The organism is Photobacterium sp. J15, assembly GCF_963870815.1.
GTDB classification, from domain to species: domain Bacteria; phylum Pseudomonadota; class Gammaproteobacteria; order Enterobacterales; family Vibrionaceae; genus Photobacterium; species Photobacterium marinum.
In genome coordinates this window covers 1637565-1654256 of the sequence record NZ_CAWMUI010000002.1, presented here as the reverse complement: position 1 = coordinate 1654256, position 16692 = coordinate 1637565, and the positions used below count along the sequence as shown (strand labels likewise).

Below are 16692 nucleotides of genomic sequence, written 5' to 3'. Positions count from 1 at the left end.
CGAAAAGGAATTGAACATGTTAGATAAAGTATCTGTTGGCAACAAAACAGCCCTTGCTGCCATGATTTCCCTGCTGCTTTGTGGCGGTGCGGCAGCCAATACCGTGTCGGTTGAAGCAAATGTACAAGCGACAAAGACTGAAACAAGCGAGGCTGTCTCCCAAAGTGGTGAAGCCGCTCAAAGTGAAGTTGTTGAAAATGAAGCTCCGAATCCGATGCAGGCACAAATCATCTCTTTTGAAGAGCAGACTATGCCGGATTATATCAGTTGTTCTGAAACATCGGCGCTGGCGATCACCGGCAAACGTGCAGTGAATGGTAGGCAGTCGCTGGAGTGGCAGTGGCAGCCTGGTGACAGCGTTAAGCTCGATAAGACTTTTCGTTATTACACGCCGAAAGAAGCCTATGCGGCATATGGCCGAAATTCATCGACAGTATTTTCGGTATGGATTTATAACGAAAAACCGAGTGACGGTGAGTTGCATTTCCAGTTTGGTTCAATGGGCGGTAGCAATTTTACGATGAAGCTGGATTTTACTGGTTGGCGATCTGCCGGTCTGGCGTTCCATCGTGATATGCAGGGTAGTCCTTCAGCTGAAATGCAGGGGCTGACGATTACAGCTCAGAATGCATCGGAAGGTGGAAAACTGTATATCGATCGTGCGATGGTGAGTATTGATGATATTCGTTATCAGTGGTCAGATTATCAGGTTAAGACTCAGTTAGATGAACCTGAAATCAACTATGGCTTACCAGAAACCTTACCTGAAGTTACTGCTGAAGAACTGGTGGCGCTTGATGCCATTAAGTCCGGTCTGACCGAGTATTATTTGGGTGAAGGTAATGCGTTAACGCCAAAAAAACTGAATGAGATCCGTAAGAAGTACCGTAAATATCACCTAAGTAAGAAAGACGGGGTGATTCGTGGGCCGCACATTGTGACGAAAAAACAGCTGACACTCTATCAGGTAGATGATTTGTCTGATCAGGATAAAGTGCTGGTTGGTGAGTATGTTGACCTCCGTAAGTTTACTGAATTTATGGAAAAGGTTGCTCAGGCTTGGCATTCGGTTGAATCACCTGAAGTAAAACAGGAAATGCAGGCTATGTACCTGCTGATGACAGAGCATCTTCTGGATCAGGGGTACCAGAAAGGAAGTGCTTTGGTGGCGACTCACCACTGGGGATATAGCACTCGAAGCTGGTATTCCTCTATGTTGTTGATGGAGCAGCCGCTACGAGAAGCTGGCTTGCTTAAGCCTCTGCATGAATCTCTGTTGTGGTTCTCGCGTGAATTTAAAAAGCGCGGCTTTGACATGAAAGTCGGGCCGAAGAGTTCGGACATGGACTACTACAATACCTTGTCTTTGGCCCATATCATTATGTTGTTGCTGGAAGATAACGAGCAGGAACGTGTAGCGCTTATGCATAAGTTCGGCTCTTTCATTTCAGGAAACCTGTCGCAAACACCACCGGGATATGCTGATGGTTTTCGTCCGGACGGTACGGCCTTCCGTCACCGCGGTAACTATCCGGGGTACTCTTTTGCGGCGTTTCGTTCTGCGGCTTATATCGCTTACCTGTTAAGTGACTCGCCATTTGAGCTGACTCAGGAAGCTAGGGGTAACCTGAAAAAAGCTATGTTAGCGGCACGCGTTTACAGTAACCCTAATCCAGGGGTTGGTACTAATGGGCGTCGTCCTTTCTTCGGAATTTCGCTGGGCAAAATTGCTAAGGGCTATCGCTGGCTGGCATTAGCCGGAATTGATGGTAATGGTATTGATCAGGAACTGGCGGCCGCTTACCTTCGGGTTATTGATGGTACGGCAGAAGATGGCCTGGCTGAGTTCGGTATGCCGATTGCCCCTGAAGCGCATCCACAGGGGGCTTATACCTTTAACTATGCCTCGATGGGGATCCATCGTTATCAGGACAAGATGGTGACGATGAAAGGCTGGAACCGTTATGTATGGTCTGCTGAGATTTATCATAATGCCAATCGCTACGGTCGTTATCAGAGCCACGGAAGTGTTCAGATCCAAAAGTGGGGTGATGAAGACAAGTGGGGCTATAACCAGGAAGGTTGGGACTGGAACCGTATGCCGGGCGCAACAACCATCCACTTGCCATGGGAATTGCTGGATGCACCTAATAAGCATACGACCATGCTGCAAAATGATGTGCGCTTCAATGGGGCTACCGACCTGAAAGGTCAGTACGGAGCCTTCGGCTTTACGCTGGAAAATCCGAGCAAATGGCCGGATGCTATTGATCCAAGCTTTACCGCTAAAAAGTCAGTGTTTAGTTTTGACAACCGACTGGTGCTGGTGGGAAGCGACATTCATAACAGTAAGTCTGATTTTTCCACTGAAACAACTTTGTTCCAGTATGGTTTGACGGATAAGAACAAAGATATGTGGATTAATGGCGATAAGGTCACCGACTTCCCATATCAACGTAAGCTTGAAGCTGGCGATTGGCTGATTGATGGGATGGGCAACGGTTATTACGTTGTAGAAGGCGGAGAAATTAACGTTCAGCGCCAGACTCAGGAATCCCGCGATAACCAGAATAGAGAACCGACATTTGGTGATTTTGCGGCTGCGTGGATCGATCATGGTAAAGCGCCTACGGACGCCGGCTATGAATATATGGTGATCCTGGATGCAACGCCGGAGAAAATGGCTGAACTGGCTAACCTGATGACTGAGTCTGAAACTCGCCCTTATCAAATCATTCGTCAGGACGGTAAGGCTCATGTTGTTCATGACAAAGTCTCAGGAGTGACCGGTTATACCGCATTCGGGTTCGTTCGTATGTCTGATGAATGGGTGCGGGCTATCAGTACGTCTTCAGTCGTGATGATTAAAGGCGAAGGTGAAAATCTGGCGATGAGTGTTGCCAACCCGGATTTGAATCTGGAAAAGGATACGCTAAGCCAAGTTGTTCCTGTGTCTGTGACGCTTAAAGGCGCATGGTCGCTGGCTGCACCGATGGAAAATGTTTTTGTAAAGCGCAAGGGTGCGAAAACAGTGGTGACGGTAAACTGTAAAGACGGTCTGCCAGTACAAATTGATTTGAATAAAGCATAAACGATAAATACCTATCTCCCTTTTGGCACTCCATTCATTGGAGTGCCTTTTTTATTTTCGTGTTGGTTTTCAGCTTTCGACATTTTATTGATGCCGGGGATGTTAATACGAAACAAATCGAAACAGAGTTCTTTTCAAAATCCAGCCATAAGCCTTTCGCAAACGTTTTTACAAATTGTCGTTTATTGTCATTTTAGATCACAAAATCAATTTCGAAAGCTTTTGAAGGTTGCAATCTCCAGTTATAGTTTGATTCGAAATTAAATGAAAGCGGATTTCTTGGCCTTGTTTCTTTTGTTGGTGACGGGGCTATTCAAACTTGAAGAGACGCATATGAAATACAGACATAGTACTTTAGCACTCGTTATTGTAGCGGCCCTTTCCGGCTGTAACGCAGAAGATAACAAGGCATTAGATAATAAAAATAACAACATCTATGCTCCTGTTGTTAAGGGCGACGTGACCATCCCTGCACTAAACGTAGGTGAAACCGTATCAGGCATGTATCAATACTTTGATCCGAACCCGCAACCTCGTCCAGAGGGTCACAGCCAGTTTGTCTGGTTGGATGAACAGGGAGCGGAACTGGGAACAGAGCAGGCGCTGGAACTGACCTATGCCCACCTGAATCGGAACGTGAAATTCTGTGTAACACCAATTGCTCAAAGCGGTGTCAATGTTGTGGGTGATCAAACCTGTAGTGAGCTCCGAACGGTGAATGAACCATTGGGTGAAAAACCGGTTGCTCAGAACGTAACTATTAACGATAACGCACCGTCAACCGGTGACACCTTACAGGGTCGTTATGATTACTACCATGCAGATGGTGTGAAAGAGGGTGACTCACAGCTGCGTTGGTATGCCGGTGATACGTTGCTGGCTGGTGAAGAGGCGAAAACGCTACAGTTGGATGCGGGTAAGACTGAGGGTAAGCAGATTAAATTCTGTGTTGTACCGGCAACCAGTGGTAACCCGGCTCTTCATGGCGTCGAAACCTGTTCCGATCCAACGGTGGCTGTTGCACCATCACAGGGAAATGCGCCAGTGGCAAATAATGTAGCGGTTAGTGGTGAACCGTATGTCGGTGCACCTTTGACTGGTAACTATGATTTTGCTGATGCGGATAATGATCCTGAAGGCAGCAGTGAGTATCGTTGGCTTCGTGACGGCAATGCGATCGATGGAGCAACGAAAAAGAACTATACCGCAACAGAAAATGATAACGGTACAACGCTTTCATTCTGTGTTAAGCCGATCGCAGCAACTGGTCTGCCAAATGAAGGCGCAGAAGTGTGTCAGGCGATGGATGAAGCAATTTCGAAAAAAGTCGAAACTCCGCCGACCGCGATGAATGTGACTTATTCAACAGCTGGCAACATCCCTGAAGTTGGTGCCATCCTGACCGGCTCTTATGAATATCAGCAAGCTGATGACCCACAGCGTCCGGAAGGGGACTCTACTGCTTACTGGAAAGTCGATACTGTCCCACAGCCAAACTGTGATGATGCTAAAGCGTGTAATTATACAGTCAGCACTGCTGATTTAGGCAAAGTGCTCAATTTCTGTGTTCTGCCTCGTACACAGTTGGGAACTCCGGCGGATCAGGAATACTGTTCGGGAGATATCAACCCGATGGGTATTAAGCTGAGTGGTGAGTTGGAGTATGACAAGCAGTTGGTTGCAGTTGCCTATGGCTATACTGAAGATTTGAACACCAATGGCCACTGGAAAGTTGATAGCAGCAACCAGAATGGACCAGCGGATCAGGCCAACCTAACTGAACAGGCTACCGGTAATACTTATCAGGTTGGTGTCCGTAACGGGCTGGCGTCAGACTATGCATGGTTTGATGCTAAAACAGCGACTGATGCTCGTAACTTCATTGGTAAATCAGTGACTTTCTGTCTGGATACTCAGTACGGCGAAAAGTGTGTGAATGCAGCTGATTTTGACGATGTAACCGGTGGTTTATATTACGACTCAACCAATGCTGCACTGCGCGGTATCGAACCGATTCGTGAAGTAACGGTTGGCGCGTCGACCTATCACCGTCCTCTGACCAAAGCTGAAGCTGCTCTGAAAGCTCAGGCGAAACTAGGTGCGGGTATTCCTAATGCTGATGGTCAAGTAGCGATCAACGGTATTGAGTGGGCGTTGTTTACTCATGATGGTGGCGCACTTGCTGCCTGTCGTAACTTGTATGCTAATAACGGTGACTGGCATATGCCTCAGGGCTATTTCAGTGACAGTAACGGTCGTTATGCGCCAAATGCTTATGTCGGTGATGGTAATAATCCACCGACCAACAGCAAAGAAAGTTTGAAAGTACTGAATGAAACCAAGATTTCTTCTAAGAAAGATACGTCAGTATTGATGAGCCCTGTCTTTGGCTGGCCTACCGGTTCACCAACAGACTATAAAATCACTTATAACACTGCGACTAAGACGATTGATCCAAATAACAATCAGTATGGTAATTACTATGTGATTCGTATGTATGGTGTGCTTAAGTCGAATACTTCAGCGGCAGGTAAACCAGATGAAGGTATGTTCATCAGCTGTGTGAAGTAATTTCATTGTAAATTAAGTGAAAAACCAGCCGAGAGGCTGGTTTTTTTATGTTTGTTTTTCAGGGGCATGGTGCCGTCCTGACCGTTATCTCCTTCAAGAACTGACGCAATCAGTTCTGCCTTCATACCGAAAGGGCTGGTAACTTCATCGTGTATGTTGTCTGGGCTAACTGCGAGAGAAGTTGCCACCACGCCGTCACCAAGGACTTTCTCGCCATGACAAACTGCGCAGTTGCTCAGGAACCGCTTCTTGCCATTGTTCAGATTCGGTGTGCCATACTTATTATCGGTGAGAGTTTTAACACCAAAGAAACCACCTAATCCGCAAGCAACAAGCCCAAAGATAATCAAGATTGCTTTTTTCATACATCAGAGACCTTTGCTGACAGAAGTGAATTTCTGCCGGAGAAGTAAAGGAATGAAAAAGCCCGGCAATAAGTACCGGGCTGGATGGTTGAATTAATCGAAACCGATTTAGTTCACTCGATAAGTTTATTTAGCTAATGAGCTGAATTCAGTACAGCTTGATGTTGGCAATTTCACCCCGGAACGGATAGGTATTTCTGGCAGTAGAGCCGATACTGAGTGGGAAATCATTGCTGGCCGGAGGCGTTATCGCCTTGGAGCCATAGTCTGTACTGTCGACACTTAAACCCAACTGGTTGCCGTTAAGTGTAATAGTAACATGGTGCCAGTTACCGTCGCCGAGGTTTTTGGCGTTGATACCTTTACCGTTAACACGGGCACTTAATACACCAGTTTTACTGATTTGAACGTAATATGGATTGTTTGTCCCATAGTTCCACTTGGTAATGGCAAAGCTGGCATTCGCTGTGTTCCAGTTGTCATAACGAATATCAAATTCCAACCGGTTCATTACATCAAAGTCACCGAGTTCGACCCGTTCATTAATACCGTTGAATGATCCGGGTTTGGCAGCAAAGCTGGTGGCATGATGCTGGTTACAGGAAATATCTTCTACTGTGCCATTCAGCGGCCATTCGCCGATCAGATTAGGATTTGCCACGCCCTGTGAGCATAAACGTTGCTGCTTTTGGGCTCGATATAAGCTATCGATAGGTGTAGTGCTCTGGATATGAGCCTGTTTCTTGTTAGCTGGCAGGCTTGGGTCGTAAGTTTGCTGGCTTTCGATTGTGTTGAATGTCCAGCCTGATAACCCGACGACATAAGGCATGATCACCCGGCCGTACAGACTGTCATGACGCATGAAGCTCCAGTTGATAATTGTCCGTGGTGCCGTATTTTCGTTATTCCAGAACACCAAGTATTTCAGGTGATTTGGCTGTTGGTTTGCGGCTCCGCCCATTAAGCCGTAGTTCCAGCCGCCGACATTTTTATCTATCAGGTTGGCGTAAGGCTGGTCGGCATGGAGGTTATGGAAGCGATCCGGTGCATGCCAGGATTCACTCAGAACGTTACCGACTGCACGATGGGAAAATCCGGCAGCATGCCAGTGTCTTGCTGTGTCTTTGACTTTTGAAGCCAGAACATGGGTAGAGCCGCTGATATCAAGGCTGAGGTGGCCCGGGTTACCTTTGAAATTGATATCCTGAATGGTACTGGCGGCACTTCCCGTGATGGTTAAGCCGACATTGACGTCCTGGAAGTCGACATTTTTGACCCAGCTATTTGCAACACCGCTGAGGCGTAACATACTCCAGCCACCGTCATGGACTCCGTTTTTGTGATGGATGAATTTGTCATGCCAGTTACCTTTGAAGGTTAGATCTTCAAAGCCGACATTTTCTAATAAAGGTGCTGGCTTCAGTCCCCATAATCCGCCTGAGTCGACATTGTGATGGATTGGAGCGGCAAAGGTGATGGTATTACCCTGAATATGGGTGATTTGGTGAAACTCCTGTGATCTTAGCCCTTTGCCTGTGATTGCCGTCCAGGCCGGTTCTGGTTGATAAGGTGCAATGGCATCGGCTACGGTGGCTGCTGAGCCGTCAAGGCGGGTTAGCATTACCCATTGACCGGCCTGGAGTTTAGATGCATCAGCTACGGTGAGTGAACGGGTGGTTTCTCGAAGGTGATCGGAAACTACGGTGGTAATGAACTTATCACCATTGGCTAATTTCACCGGGGTTTTTCTCAAGTCAATTGTATTAGGGTCAGGATTTTTCTTATCGAAGCTGATCTGGAGAATATACGGTGTTGTCCAGTCTTTATCCGGATCAACCAGTTCCAGGTTACGTTCCATAAATAGTACGGTTTCAGAACCGACACCACGAAAGACAATATTTCCGCGCGCGACTTTGATCGTGAAGGTTTTGCGGTTAGCTGCCCCTTGTGGCGTATCAGACATGTCCAGTCCGGTCATGTCTGATGCATCATTAAGGCGGAACTGGCCTTTGGGGAATTCGATGATGGCCCCGGCACCGCCGTTATCAATATAAGTCTCAGCTGCGGCGATCGTTCTTCGAATGGCGTCCTTATCACTGAGGTTATCATCGGCAATAGCACCATAGGCCGTAACCTGAAAGACTTTGAAGCCTAAGTGGTCTGAGTCCGGCAACGATGCATTGCCAAATTGATACCCGGCGTATGAGAAGTTTGGCAGGATATTATCATTGGCTATATGCGATGCCGGGTCACGTAGATCGGAACTCGGAGAACGGGATGCAAGATAGTCAGCCCAGTAATCGGCAGCAAATGTCGAACTGTTGATTGCGAGTGAGACAAGAAATGTGGTTGTTTTGATTGCTTTCATAATTTCTTCCTGTTTAAGTTTCGAAATAAATTATAAGCGGTTGAAACGAATAAAACGTGCCCAGATCATCGATATGAAAGTAAATCGAAAACAATCGTAATATTTGTGGTTGCGCGCGTTTTTACTGAATCTGGTTGATGATGCAAGTATGAACAGCTTTTCGTTCAGAGTGAGAATGGCGGATGACCCGTGTCATGTCGTGTTTGGGAATGCTTACTATGAGTCGCTAGGGGAAGGTTGATTGAAATAAAAAAATCCTGCCCGAAGGCAGGATTTATTGTTATCAAGTGTAGGCATTCAGTACGCTGGCTGGTACTTCTGCCGGACGCCATGGATCGCCGGTAAACTCAAGCCACGGCATCAACTCTTCTTCTATGAGTTTTTCGATTAACTCGTGGTTACCATCTGCGATGTTAGACATCTGATAAGGATCCTGCTTGTTATCATGCAGGGTGTAAGTCAGTGGCTTACCAATCTTACGGTCAATCACCAGAGTGTAGTGATCAGTACGAACGCCACGTCGGCCATAAGACTGGGCACCATAAGGAATAAAAGTGTACAGCTGCGAAGTTGGGCGCTCATCTCCATTTTTACCAAGAACGGTATTGGCAAAGTTTGTGCCTTCAACCGTGTCAGGAATGTACTCTTCCATGCCCATCAGGCCGAACATGGTCGGGTAGATATCAGGAGCTGAGAAAAGGATGTCATCCTGACCCGCCTTAATCTTACCCGGCCAGCGGAACATCATCGGGATTCGCATTGACTCATCATAATGGACGTTCTTGGTTGGTTTACCGTTTGAGCCCATGCAACAGCCGTGGTCCGAGAAAAAGACAACCAATGTCTCTTCTGTCAGGTTGAGGCGATCAAGCTCATCGACAATACGGCCGAACTGCTCATCGACACCATTGACCATCGCCATATATTCTTTGAAATACTTAGGGCCGTAGCCATCCAGGTATTCTTTATCCCACTGAACATTAGGGCGGGTATTCAGGCTTTCTGATGTTTCCCCACTGAAGCGGTCGAGGTATTTCTGCGGAACCTGATCATAAGGTGAATGCGGAGGATTCATCGATACAACAAGGGTAAATGGCTTGTTATTGTCGCGATACTTACCGTTTTCATTTCGTAAGTATTTAATCGCAATATCAGCTTCGTGTTCAGGACTCCACTGGTTTATCACCAGCGGCTTGTCTCGTGGTGTTTCGTTGGTCCAGTACATCGGCGTCAGGTGTTTGTCATAAGTGCCGTAGGAGTACCAGAAATCAAAACCATGACGGCGATCCGGTGCAGTCCAGTCATTCCAGTAACGACCTTCCATCGGGTTATTGTAACTCGGTACGAAAGGCGCTTCCGGCGTATCAAGGTGCCATTTACCAATGTAACCCATGCTGTAACCTTGCGCTTTCATAATGTCAGACCAGGTTTGCGACTGCTTTTTCAGTTCTATCCCGAAATCTTTACCACCGAACTTGCCAGGCATTGCAGTATGGCTGTTACCCTGAATACCGTTACGATAAGGGTATTGGCCGGTCATAAGCATCCCGCGAAAAGGTGTACAAAGCGGAAAGTTAGAAACAGCCTGAGTTAGTACCGCACTTTGCTTGGCAAATTTATTCAGGTGAGGTGTTAATGAAGGATCCTGATTCATGAACCCTAAGGCGTGGGCGCGCATTTCGTCCGGGAAAATGATCAGAAGGTTAGGCTTTTTCGTTTTTGCTTTCGAAGATGGTGGTACGACTTTCGATGCCAGGGAGCTGCAAGCCGGAGTGGCTGCGACCGCCCCTGTTAAAGCGAGTCCCTTTAGCAGATCACGACGCGAGAAAGACATGGGTTAATTCCTTTATTGATATGTTACAATGTGCATAATGGTTGTGATATGGATTGAAAAAGAAAGGAGTTTAATTTCTCTTTCTTTTGTTTTGGGTGTCTAATAACACTATCGTAAATTATCGAAAGTAAAGCGACTAGGGCACAGATCACAAAAGGGCTTATAATGTTACAAGACCCTTTCAGGTTGAAACATTCTTCTTTTGCTTTACGGGAAGATTTACGATAACTTCTTCTTTAAGAAGATATTTACACCTTATAAAGCGAATTATAGCTTTCAAAACAGTAATTAACGAAAGTTTTTGTAAGTATCCACGAAGAATAGCAAAAGAATGTGAAAGAGATCGCAAGTTTAAACTCTTCCCGTTGTGCCTTTGATTTTTGATTGTAAGCTAAAACCGAAACCAAACGAAAGTGCGGTTTCAAAGGAGACTAAACGAAATGAAAAGTGCTGTCGAAAGACGTATGGAAATCGTCAATGTGGTGAACCGTGATGGTAAAGCCCGTGTCGAGGACCTTGCTTCGAGATTTAATGTCTCCAGTGTCACCATACGAAGTGACCTCAGCTTTTTGGAAAAAAACGGTTATGTCGTGCGTTCTCATGGCGCCGCTATTCCGAACACTGGGGTAATTGCAGAATTAACTGTTCATGAAAAGCGCCGTCAGAACGCGGGCATTAAATCTTTACTTGGACAGGCAGCTGCAGAACTGATCGAAGATGGTGACACAGTCATTCTGGATTCGGGTACTACTACGCGAGAAATCGCAGCCGGCCTTTCTAATGCCGAGAATGTAGTGGTAATGACCAATGGTCTGGATGTGGCTATGGAGTTGTCATCAAAACCTGGTGTTGAAGTATTGATGACAGGTGGTGTACTTCGTAAGAAAGCACTGTCTTTTTCAGGTTCACAGGCTGAGAGTAGTTTAAAGAACTATCGGTTCGATAAAGTATTCCTCGGTGTGGATGGTTTTGACCTTCGGTCAGGAATCACAACACATAATGAGTTGGAAGCTAGTCTTAACCGCTTAATGTGTGAGATTTCCGAGCAAGTGATTGCGGTCGCCGACTCAAGTAAATTCGGTAAACGCAGTTGTCATATGATCCGTGAATTCGGAAATATTGATACGCTTGTGACTGATTCCGGCATACCTGACGATTATGTTCAGGGCTTACGGGATATGAAGGTCAATGTCATTATCGTCGAAAAGACAGACTAGCAGACCAGTACCTACCAAAAGATGTACTAACTCCATAGCAACATTACGGATGTTGATTTTGGAGTTAGTACATGAACACCCTTCTCGATATCGTTACGCGCCATAAGGCGGGTGAATCAAACGGCATTTATTCTGTTTGTTCTGCCCACCCGTTCGTAATTGAAGCTGCAATTCTGCAGGCGCGACACGATTCATCCCCGTTGCTGATTGAAGCCACTTCCAACCAGGTTGATCAGTATGGTGGTTATACCGGTATGACACCGGCTGATTTTCGAAACTTTGTTTTCGATATGGCGGAAGGGCTTAACTTCCCTCTTGGCAGCCTTATTCTCGGCGGTGACCACCTCGGGCCTAACCGTTGGCAGGATCTTCCTGCGGCTGAAGCCATGACAAAAGCTGATGCTCTCATTGCTGCTTATGTTGCTGCCGGGTTTAAGAAAATTCACCTTGATTGCAGCATGTCCTGTGCTGATGACCCGGTACCGCTTTCTGATGAAGTAGTGGCAACCCGTGCTGCGCGTTTGGCTCGTATTGCGGAAAAAACAGCTCTCGATACTTTTGGTGTCAGTGATGTTGTTTATGTGATTGGTACTGAAGTTCCGGTTCCGGGCGGGGCTGCTGAAGAACTGGAAGGTGTGGAAATTACTTCACCAGCTGCTGCGCAGGAAACGATTGAGTGTCACCGACGGGCATTTCAAGCTGAAGGTGTAGCAACTTGCTGGCAACGTGTCATCGGTCTGGTAGTTCAGCCCGGTGTTGAATTCGACCATACCGGGGTAATTGATTACTGTCCGGAGAAAGCGCAAGCGCTGAGCCGGGTTGTTGATAATTATGACCATCTTCTTTTTGAAGCCCACTCAACTGATTATCAGGCAGATAAAGCTTATCAGGCATTGGTTAGTGACCACTTTGCAATTTTAAAAGTGGGGCCTGCTCTGACATTCGCGATGCGGGAAGCTTTGTATGGCTTGTGTGATATTGAAGACGAAATTACAGCGAAAGCGCATTGTTCAAATCTTAAAGAGCAAATTGAAAATCAAATGCTAACTAGTCCTGGATATTGGCAAAAATATTATCAGGGCGATGAAAATCAGCAGAGATTTGCCCGTAGCTATAGTTTTAGTGATCGAATTAGATATTACTGGCCTGACAAAAATATTAATGAGTCACAAAATAAATTGTTTAGCAATTTATCTCGCTCAGGAATGCCCCTTCCATTAATTAGCCAATATTTTCCAGAACAATTTACAGCTGTCAGAAATGGCAAGTTAGAAATTGAGCCAAAGGCTTTTGTAATTGACAAGATCCAACATGTTCTTCGCATATATGCGAAGGCATGTAAACTTTCAAAATAATTAAGGATACACCATGGAACAACATTTAGGTTTTGCTGAAAATGATCTTGATAGCTTAAAAGCTTTTTGGACAGCAAAAGAAATTGAACAACAACCGGACTGCTGGAAAAAAACCTACGCAATTATTGATGAGTGTCGTCCTGTTATCAATGCTTTCATGGAATCGGTTCTGGCTCACCCTGAGTTACGCATTGTTTTGACCGGTGCTGGTACATCTGCGTTTGCAGGCCGCGCATTAGCACCTGTTTTATCGAAAGTTACAGGTTGCCGTGTCGAAGCAATAGCATCAACAGATATTGTTTCTAATCCGTATCAGTACTTTGCAGAAGATATTCCTACTTTGCTGATCTCTTTTGCCCGCTCAGGTAACAGTCCAGAAAGTGTTGCAGCTGTTGAGCTTGCAAATCAGTGCCTTAGCAATTGTTACCACCTGATCCTGACCTGTAACAGTAAAGGTGAACTCTATCAGCGATGCAGTAGTGATAAGCGTTCGTTTGCTTTGCTTATGCCTGAAGAAACCAATGACAAGTCGTTTGCGATGACTTCAAGTTTCTCTTCGATGATGGTCGCTGCATTTTCAGTTTTTGCTAATGGAAATGAGTTTTCGAAAGAAATCGAAAGATTTTGTAAGTGTTCTGAGGCATTGATCAAAGAAATTAATTCCCTAATCAGTACTATGTCACAACGGGATGCGAACCGAGTGATTTATTTGGGGAGTGGATGTTTTCAAGGTTTAGCTCAGGAGTCTGCATTAAAGCTACTTGAATTAACAGCCGGTAAAGTTGTTGCTTGTTTTGATTCTCCTCTGGGTTTCCGTCACGGACCGAAATCTATTGTAGATAATAAAACAATTATCGTTGTTTATATTTCTAACGATCCATATACACGAAAATATGATTTGGATTTATTGAAAGAAATTCGACGTGACAATATTGCTAATTATGTTGTTGCAGTAACCGCTCAAATAGATGAAGTCGTAACTGAGGGTGAATATATTTTAGTCGATAATATGGATTCAGCAAAAGATGTTGAATTGCTGTTCCCATATATGTTGATTGCTCAATTATATGCTTTTCATCGTTCATTAGTTTTAGGTAATACACCGGATAACCCATGTCCGACAGGTGAAGTTAATCGGGTTGTTCAGGGCGTTACTATCCATAAATTCAATAATTAAATAAAAAGGTTAAATACTATGACGTCACCAAATATTGTATGGACGCGAATTGATGAGCGTCTTCTGCATGGTCAAATTAGAATTACCTGGGGTAAACATACCGAAGCGAATTTAATTCTGGTTGCTAATGACGAAGCTGCTGAAGGTCCTAATGCTGCATTTATGCAGGCTGGTATGAAAGCCTCAGCTGGTGGTGAATATGCTGTTCGTTTTTTCTCTATCCAGAAAACCATTGATGTTATTCATAAGGCATCACCACAGCAGAAAATTTTCATTCTATGTAACTGTCCTGAAGACGTAGCGCGCCTTGCTGAGGGTGGGGTGCCAATTACTCACTGTAATGTTGGCAACATGCATTTCCATGACGGTAAGCGCCAGATCGCCAAAACAGTATCTGTTGACGACAAAGACATTAATGCTTTTGAACGCCTTGTTGCACGAGGCGTGACCTGTACGGTTCAGAATACGCCGGATCAGGCTCCGGCAGATGTACTTGAACTTGCTACGGTGGGCGCATAAGCGCCCCCGAACCTCCCTTTAAACAGAGATTTAAAAAAGGAATAAATCATGTTTTTCGTAGCTTCGCTTGTTGCAATATGGGCGTTCTTCTGTGGTATCGATAAATACGATGTCGCGTTGAATATTCACCGCCCGTTAATCACAGGCCCGGTTGTTGGCCTGATCATGGGTGATATGCAAATCGGCCTGATTGCCGGTGCAACCCTGGAACTTGCTTGGTTAGGCTTGGTGCCTAACGCAGGTGCTCAGCCGCCAGATGTCACTATGGGTACCATTGCTGCAGTTGCATTTGCAGTAATGACTGGCCAGTCAGCGGAAGTAGCAATGGGTGTGGGTATGCCTATCGCGGTTCTGATGCAGATGCTAGTCATCGGTTTCTTCGCCCTGACTTCATTCACTATGGGTAAGGCTGATGAATATGCAGAGCGCGGTGATTCTGCGGGTATTGATCGACTACTGATTACAACCATTTCTCTACGTTCATTGTTATACGCAGTGGTTGCCTTCATTACCGTTTACTTCGGTGAACATGCTGCGGCATGGATTGATGAAAACGCACCTAAAGTCCTGCTGGAAGGTCTGGGTATCGGTGCCAAGATGGTTCCTGCTATCGGCTTTGCCATGCTGCTTAAAATTATGTGGTCCAAGGAAGTGGCTGGTGTGTTCTTCATCGGTTTCGTGATGACAACTTATCTGAAACTGCCAATTATGGCGGTCGCTATCCTGGGTGCGTCAGCAGCAGCACTGTACTACTTCTTCAGCGGAAGTAACGGAAATACAACTAATCAAGTAGAGGAATTCGAAGATGGCATCTGATATCACTGCAGGCACTCTAGCCGACAAGAATACCAAGGTTCAGGAAAGTCTAGTTGATGATATTGATTCATACGAAGACACCACACCGCGAAAAGTAATCACCAAAAAAGACCTGATGGTTTGTGCTATTCGCGGCCTGTTCATGGAAGGTAACTTCAACTTCGAACGTATGCAGGCGGGTGGTTTTGCTTACTCAATTATCCCGGCGCTGAAGAAGATCCATGGTAACAATAAGCGTGACTTAGCCAAGGCGCTGAAGAACCATCTTCAGTTCTTCAACGCCAGTCCGAAACTGTTTACCTTTCTACTGGGTACTTCCATTGCGATGGAAGAGAACAAGGAAAAGCCGTCGACAGTTAACGTGATGAAAGTTGCCGGTATGGGTCCGACAGGTGGTATCGGTGATGCTATCGACCACATGACCCTGATGCCCTTGACTTTGGCTCTGGGGGCGTCGATTGCAATGGATGGCTCGATTGCTGGTCCGTTTGTGTTCTTCTTCCTGTACCAGATTGTTCACTTTGCAGTTTACTTCGGCCTGATGTTCATGGGCTACAAAGCTGGTACTGCTGCAATGGTGAGCATGAGTGATGCGACCGAGAAGCTGGCGAAAGCGGCCAATATCATGGGTATCTTTGTTATCGGTGCCTTGTCGGCCACCTTCATACGGGTGAAGACCACGGCCTCGCTCGAACTCGGTGGCAAGGTGGTCGAACTGCAAAGTGCGCTGTTCGACAAGATTATGCCGAACCTGCTGCCGCTGGTCCTGGTGTTCATTATGTTCAAGCTGGTGAAGGGTACTGGTTTCTGGGCTAAACCACCGGTTCTTATCTTCTCAACCCTGGCTGCCGGTGTTGTCGGCCACTCCCTGGGTATTTTCTAAGTCACTATTCGATAAAACGGGGGGAGCGATTCCCCCCCTCATCAAGGATTTTCAGATGATTGGTATTGTTGTTTCGGGCCACATTAACTACGCCACAGGTATGCAGTCGGCAGTCAAAGCGATTGCCGGTGAGCAAGAACAGATGGCTTTTATCGATTTCGTTGAAACTATGTCAACAGAGCAGCTTGAAGAGCGCCTGCGCCAGGCTGCCAAAGAAGTGGATTCCGGTGAAGGTGTGTTGTTCCTGACTGATATTCCAGGTGGTTCGCCGTGTAACCGTGCGCTTTCAATCATGATGGATACAGCCAATGTTGAGCTGGTTGCCGGTGCCAACCTGCCAATGATTGCTAATGCCGCTTTTGAACGTGATGGCGCAGAGCTAAAAGAGCTGGCGGCAACATTGATTGAAATCGGTACTTCTTGTGTTCAGGACATGCGTAAAGAGCTGGAAGCGGTGATGGAACCGGAGCCGGCAGAATGTGAAGACGGACTATAA

The 16692-nt window shown here is 46.1% G+C and carries 12 protein-coding genes; 9 read left to right on the top strand and 3 right to left on the bottom strand.

The window, feature by feature from the left end:
- Positions 1–16: 16 nt before the first annotated feature.
- The gene (locus AACQ93_RS24370) at positions 17–3091 is read left to right on the top strand and encodes a chondroitinase family polysaccharide lyase (RefSeq protein ID WP_084419452.1); all 3075 of its coding nucleotides are present in this window, start codon (positions 17–19) and stop codon (positions 3089–3091) included.
- Between the two features lie 333 nt (positions 3092–3424).
- Entirely contained in the window at positions 3425–5662 is a 2238-nt protein-coding gene (locus tag AACQ93_RS24365) for a hypothetical protein (protein WP_157097655.1), read from the top strand.
- 2 nt (positions 5663–5664) lie between these two features.
- Here AACQ93_RS24365 and AACQ93_RS24360 read toward each other — a convergent pair whose 3' ends face one another.
- The 3 genes from AACQ93_RS24360 to AACQ93_RS24350 all read right to left on the bottom strand — a co-directional run bounded on the left by AACQ93_RS24360 (position 5665) and on the right by AACQ93_RS24350 (position 10229).
- Positions 5665–6027 carry a c-type cytochrome gene (locus AACQ93_RS24360; protein WP_064609495.1) on the bottom strand — a complete coding sequence of 121 codons (363 nt, stop codon included), beginning with the start codon at positions 6025–6027 and terminating at the stop codon, positions 5665–5667.
- 148 nt (positions 6028–6175) lie between these two features.
- Positions 6176–8395 (bottom strand): DUF4955 domain-containing protein, encoded by a 2220-nt coding sequence (locus AACQ93_RS24355; RefSeq protein ID WP_064609494.1) that lies wholly within the window; start codon positions 8393–8395, stop codon positions 6176–6178.
- A gap of 283 nt (positions 8396–8678) precedes the next feature.
- Positions 8679–10229, bottom strand: a complete 1551-nt coding sequence (locus AACQ93_RS24350) for a sulfatase-like hydrolase/transferase (RefSeq protein ID WP_064609493.1) — start codon at positions 10227–10229, stop codon at positions 8679–8681.
- Between the two features lie 440 nt (positions 10230–10669).
- On the opposite strand from AACQ93_RS24350, the gene agaR reads away from it, so the two are divergent.
- The 7 genes from agaR (at position 10670) to agaF (ending at position 16692) form a co-directional block, all read left to right on the top strand.
- Entirely contained in the window at positions 10670–11446 is a 777-nt protein-coding gene (gene agaR / locus AACQ93_RS24345) for a transcriptional repressor AgaR (protein WP_064609492.1), read from the top strand.
- 71 nt (positions 11447–11517) lie between these two features.
- Complete coding sequence (gene kbaZ, locus AACQ93_RS24340) at positions 11518–12801, top strand: tagatose-bisphosphate aldolase subunit KbaZ (protein ID WP_064609491.1); 1284 nt, start codon at positions 11518–11520, stop codon at positions 12799–12801.
- Positions 12802–12814: 13 nt separating this feature from the next.
- The gene (locus tag AACQ93_RS24335; RefSeq protein ID WP_064609490.1) at positions 12815–13978 is read left to right on the top strand and encodes an SIS domain-containing protein; all 1164 of its coding nucleotides are present in this window, start codon (positions 12815–12817) and stop codon (positions 13976–13978) included.
- A gap of 18 nt (positions 13979–13996) precedes the next feature.
- Entirely contained in the window at positions 13997–14497 is a 501-nt protein-coding gene (agaV, locus tag AACQ93_RS24330) for a PTS N-acetylgalactosamine transporter subunit IIB (protein ID WP_064609489.1), read from the top strand.
- A 48-nt stretch (positions 14498–14545) separates the two neighbouring features.
- On the top strand, positions 14546–15313 hold the full coding sequence (gene agaW, locus AACQ93_RS24325; protein WP_064609488.1) for a PTS N-acetylgalactosamine transporter subunit IIC: 768 nt from the start codon (positions 14546–14548) through the stop codon (positions 15311–15313).
- Positions 15303–16196: a PTS system mannose/fructose/sorbose family transporter subunit IID gene (locus AACQ93_RS24320; RefSeq protein WP_064609487.1), complete on the top strand. Its 894-nt coding sequence runs from the start codon at positions 15303–15305 to the stop codon at positions 16194–16196. Before agaW ends, AACQ93_RS24320 begins: the two co-directional genes overlap by 11 nt.
- Before the next feature lie 55 nt (positions 16197–16251).
- On the top strand, positions 16252–16692 hold the full coding sequence (gene agaF / locus AACQ93_RS24315; RefSeq protein ID WP_064609486.1) for a PTS galactosamine/N-acetylgalactosamine transporter subunit IIA: 441 nt from the start codon (positions 16252–16254) through the stop codon (positions 16690–16692).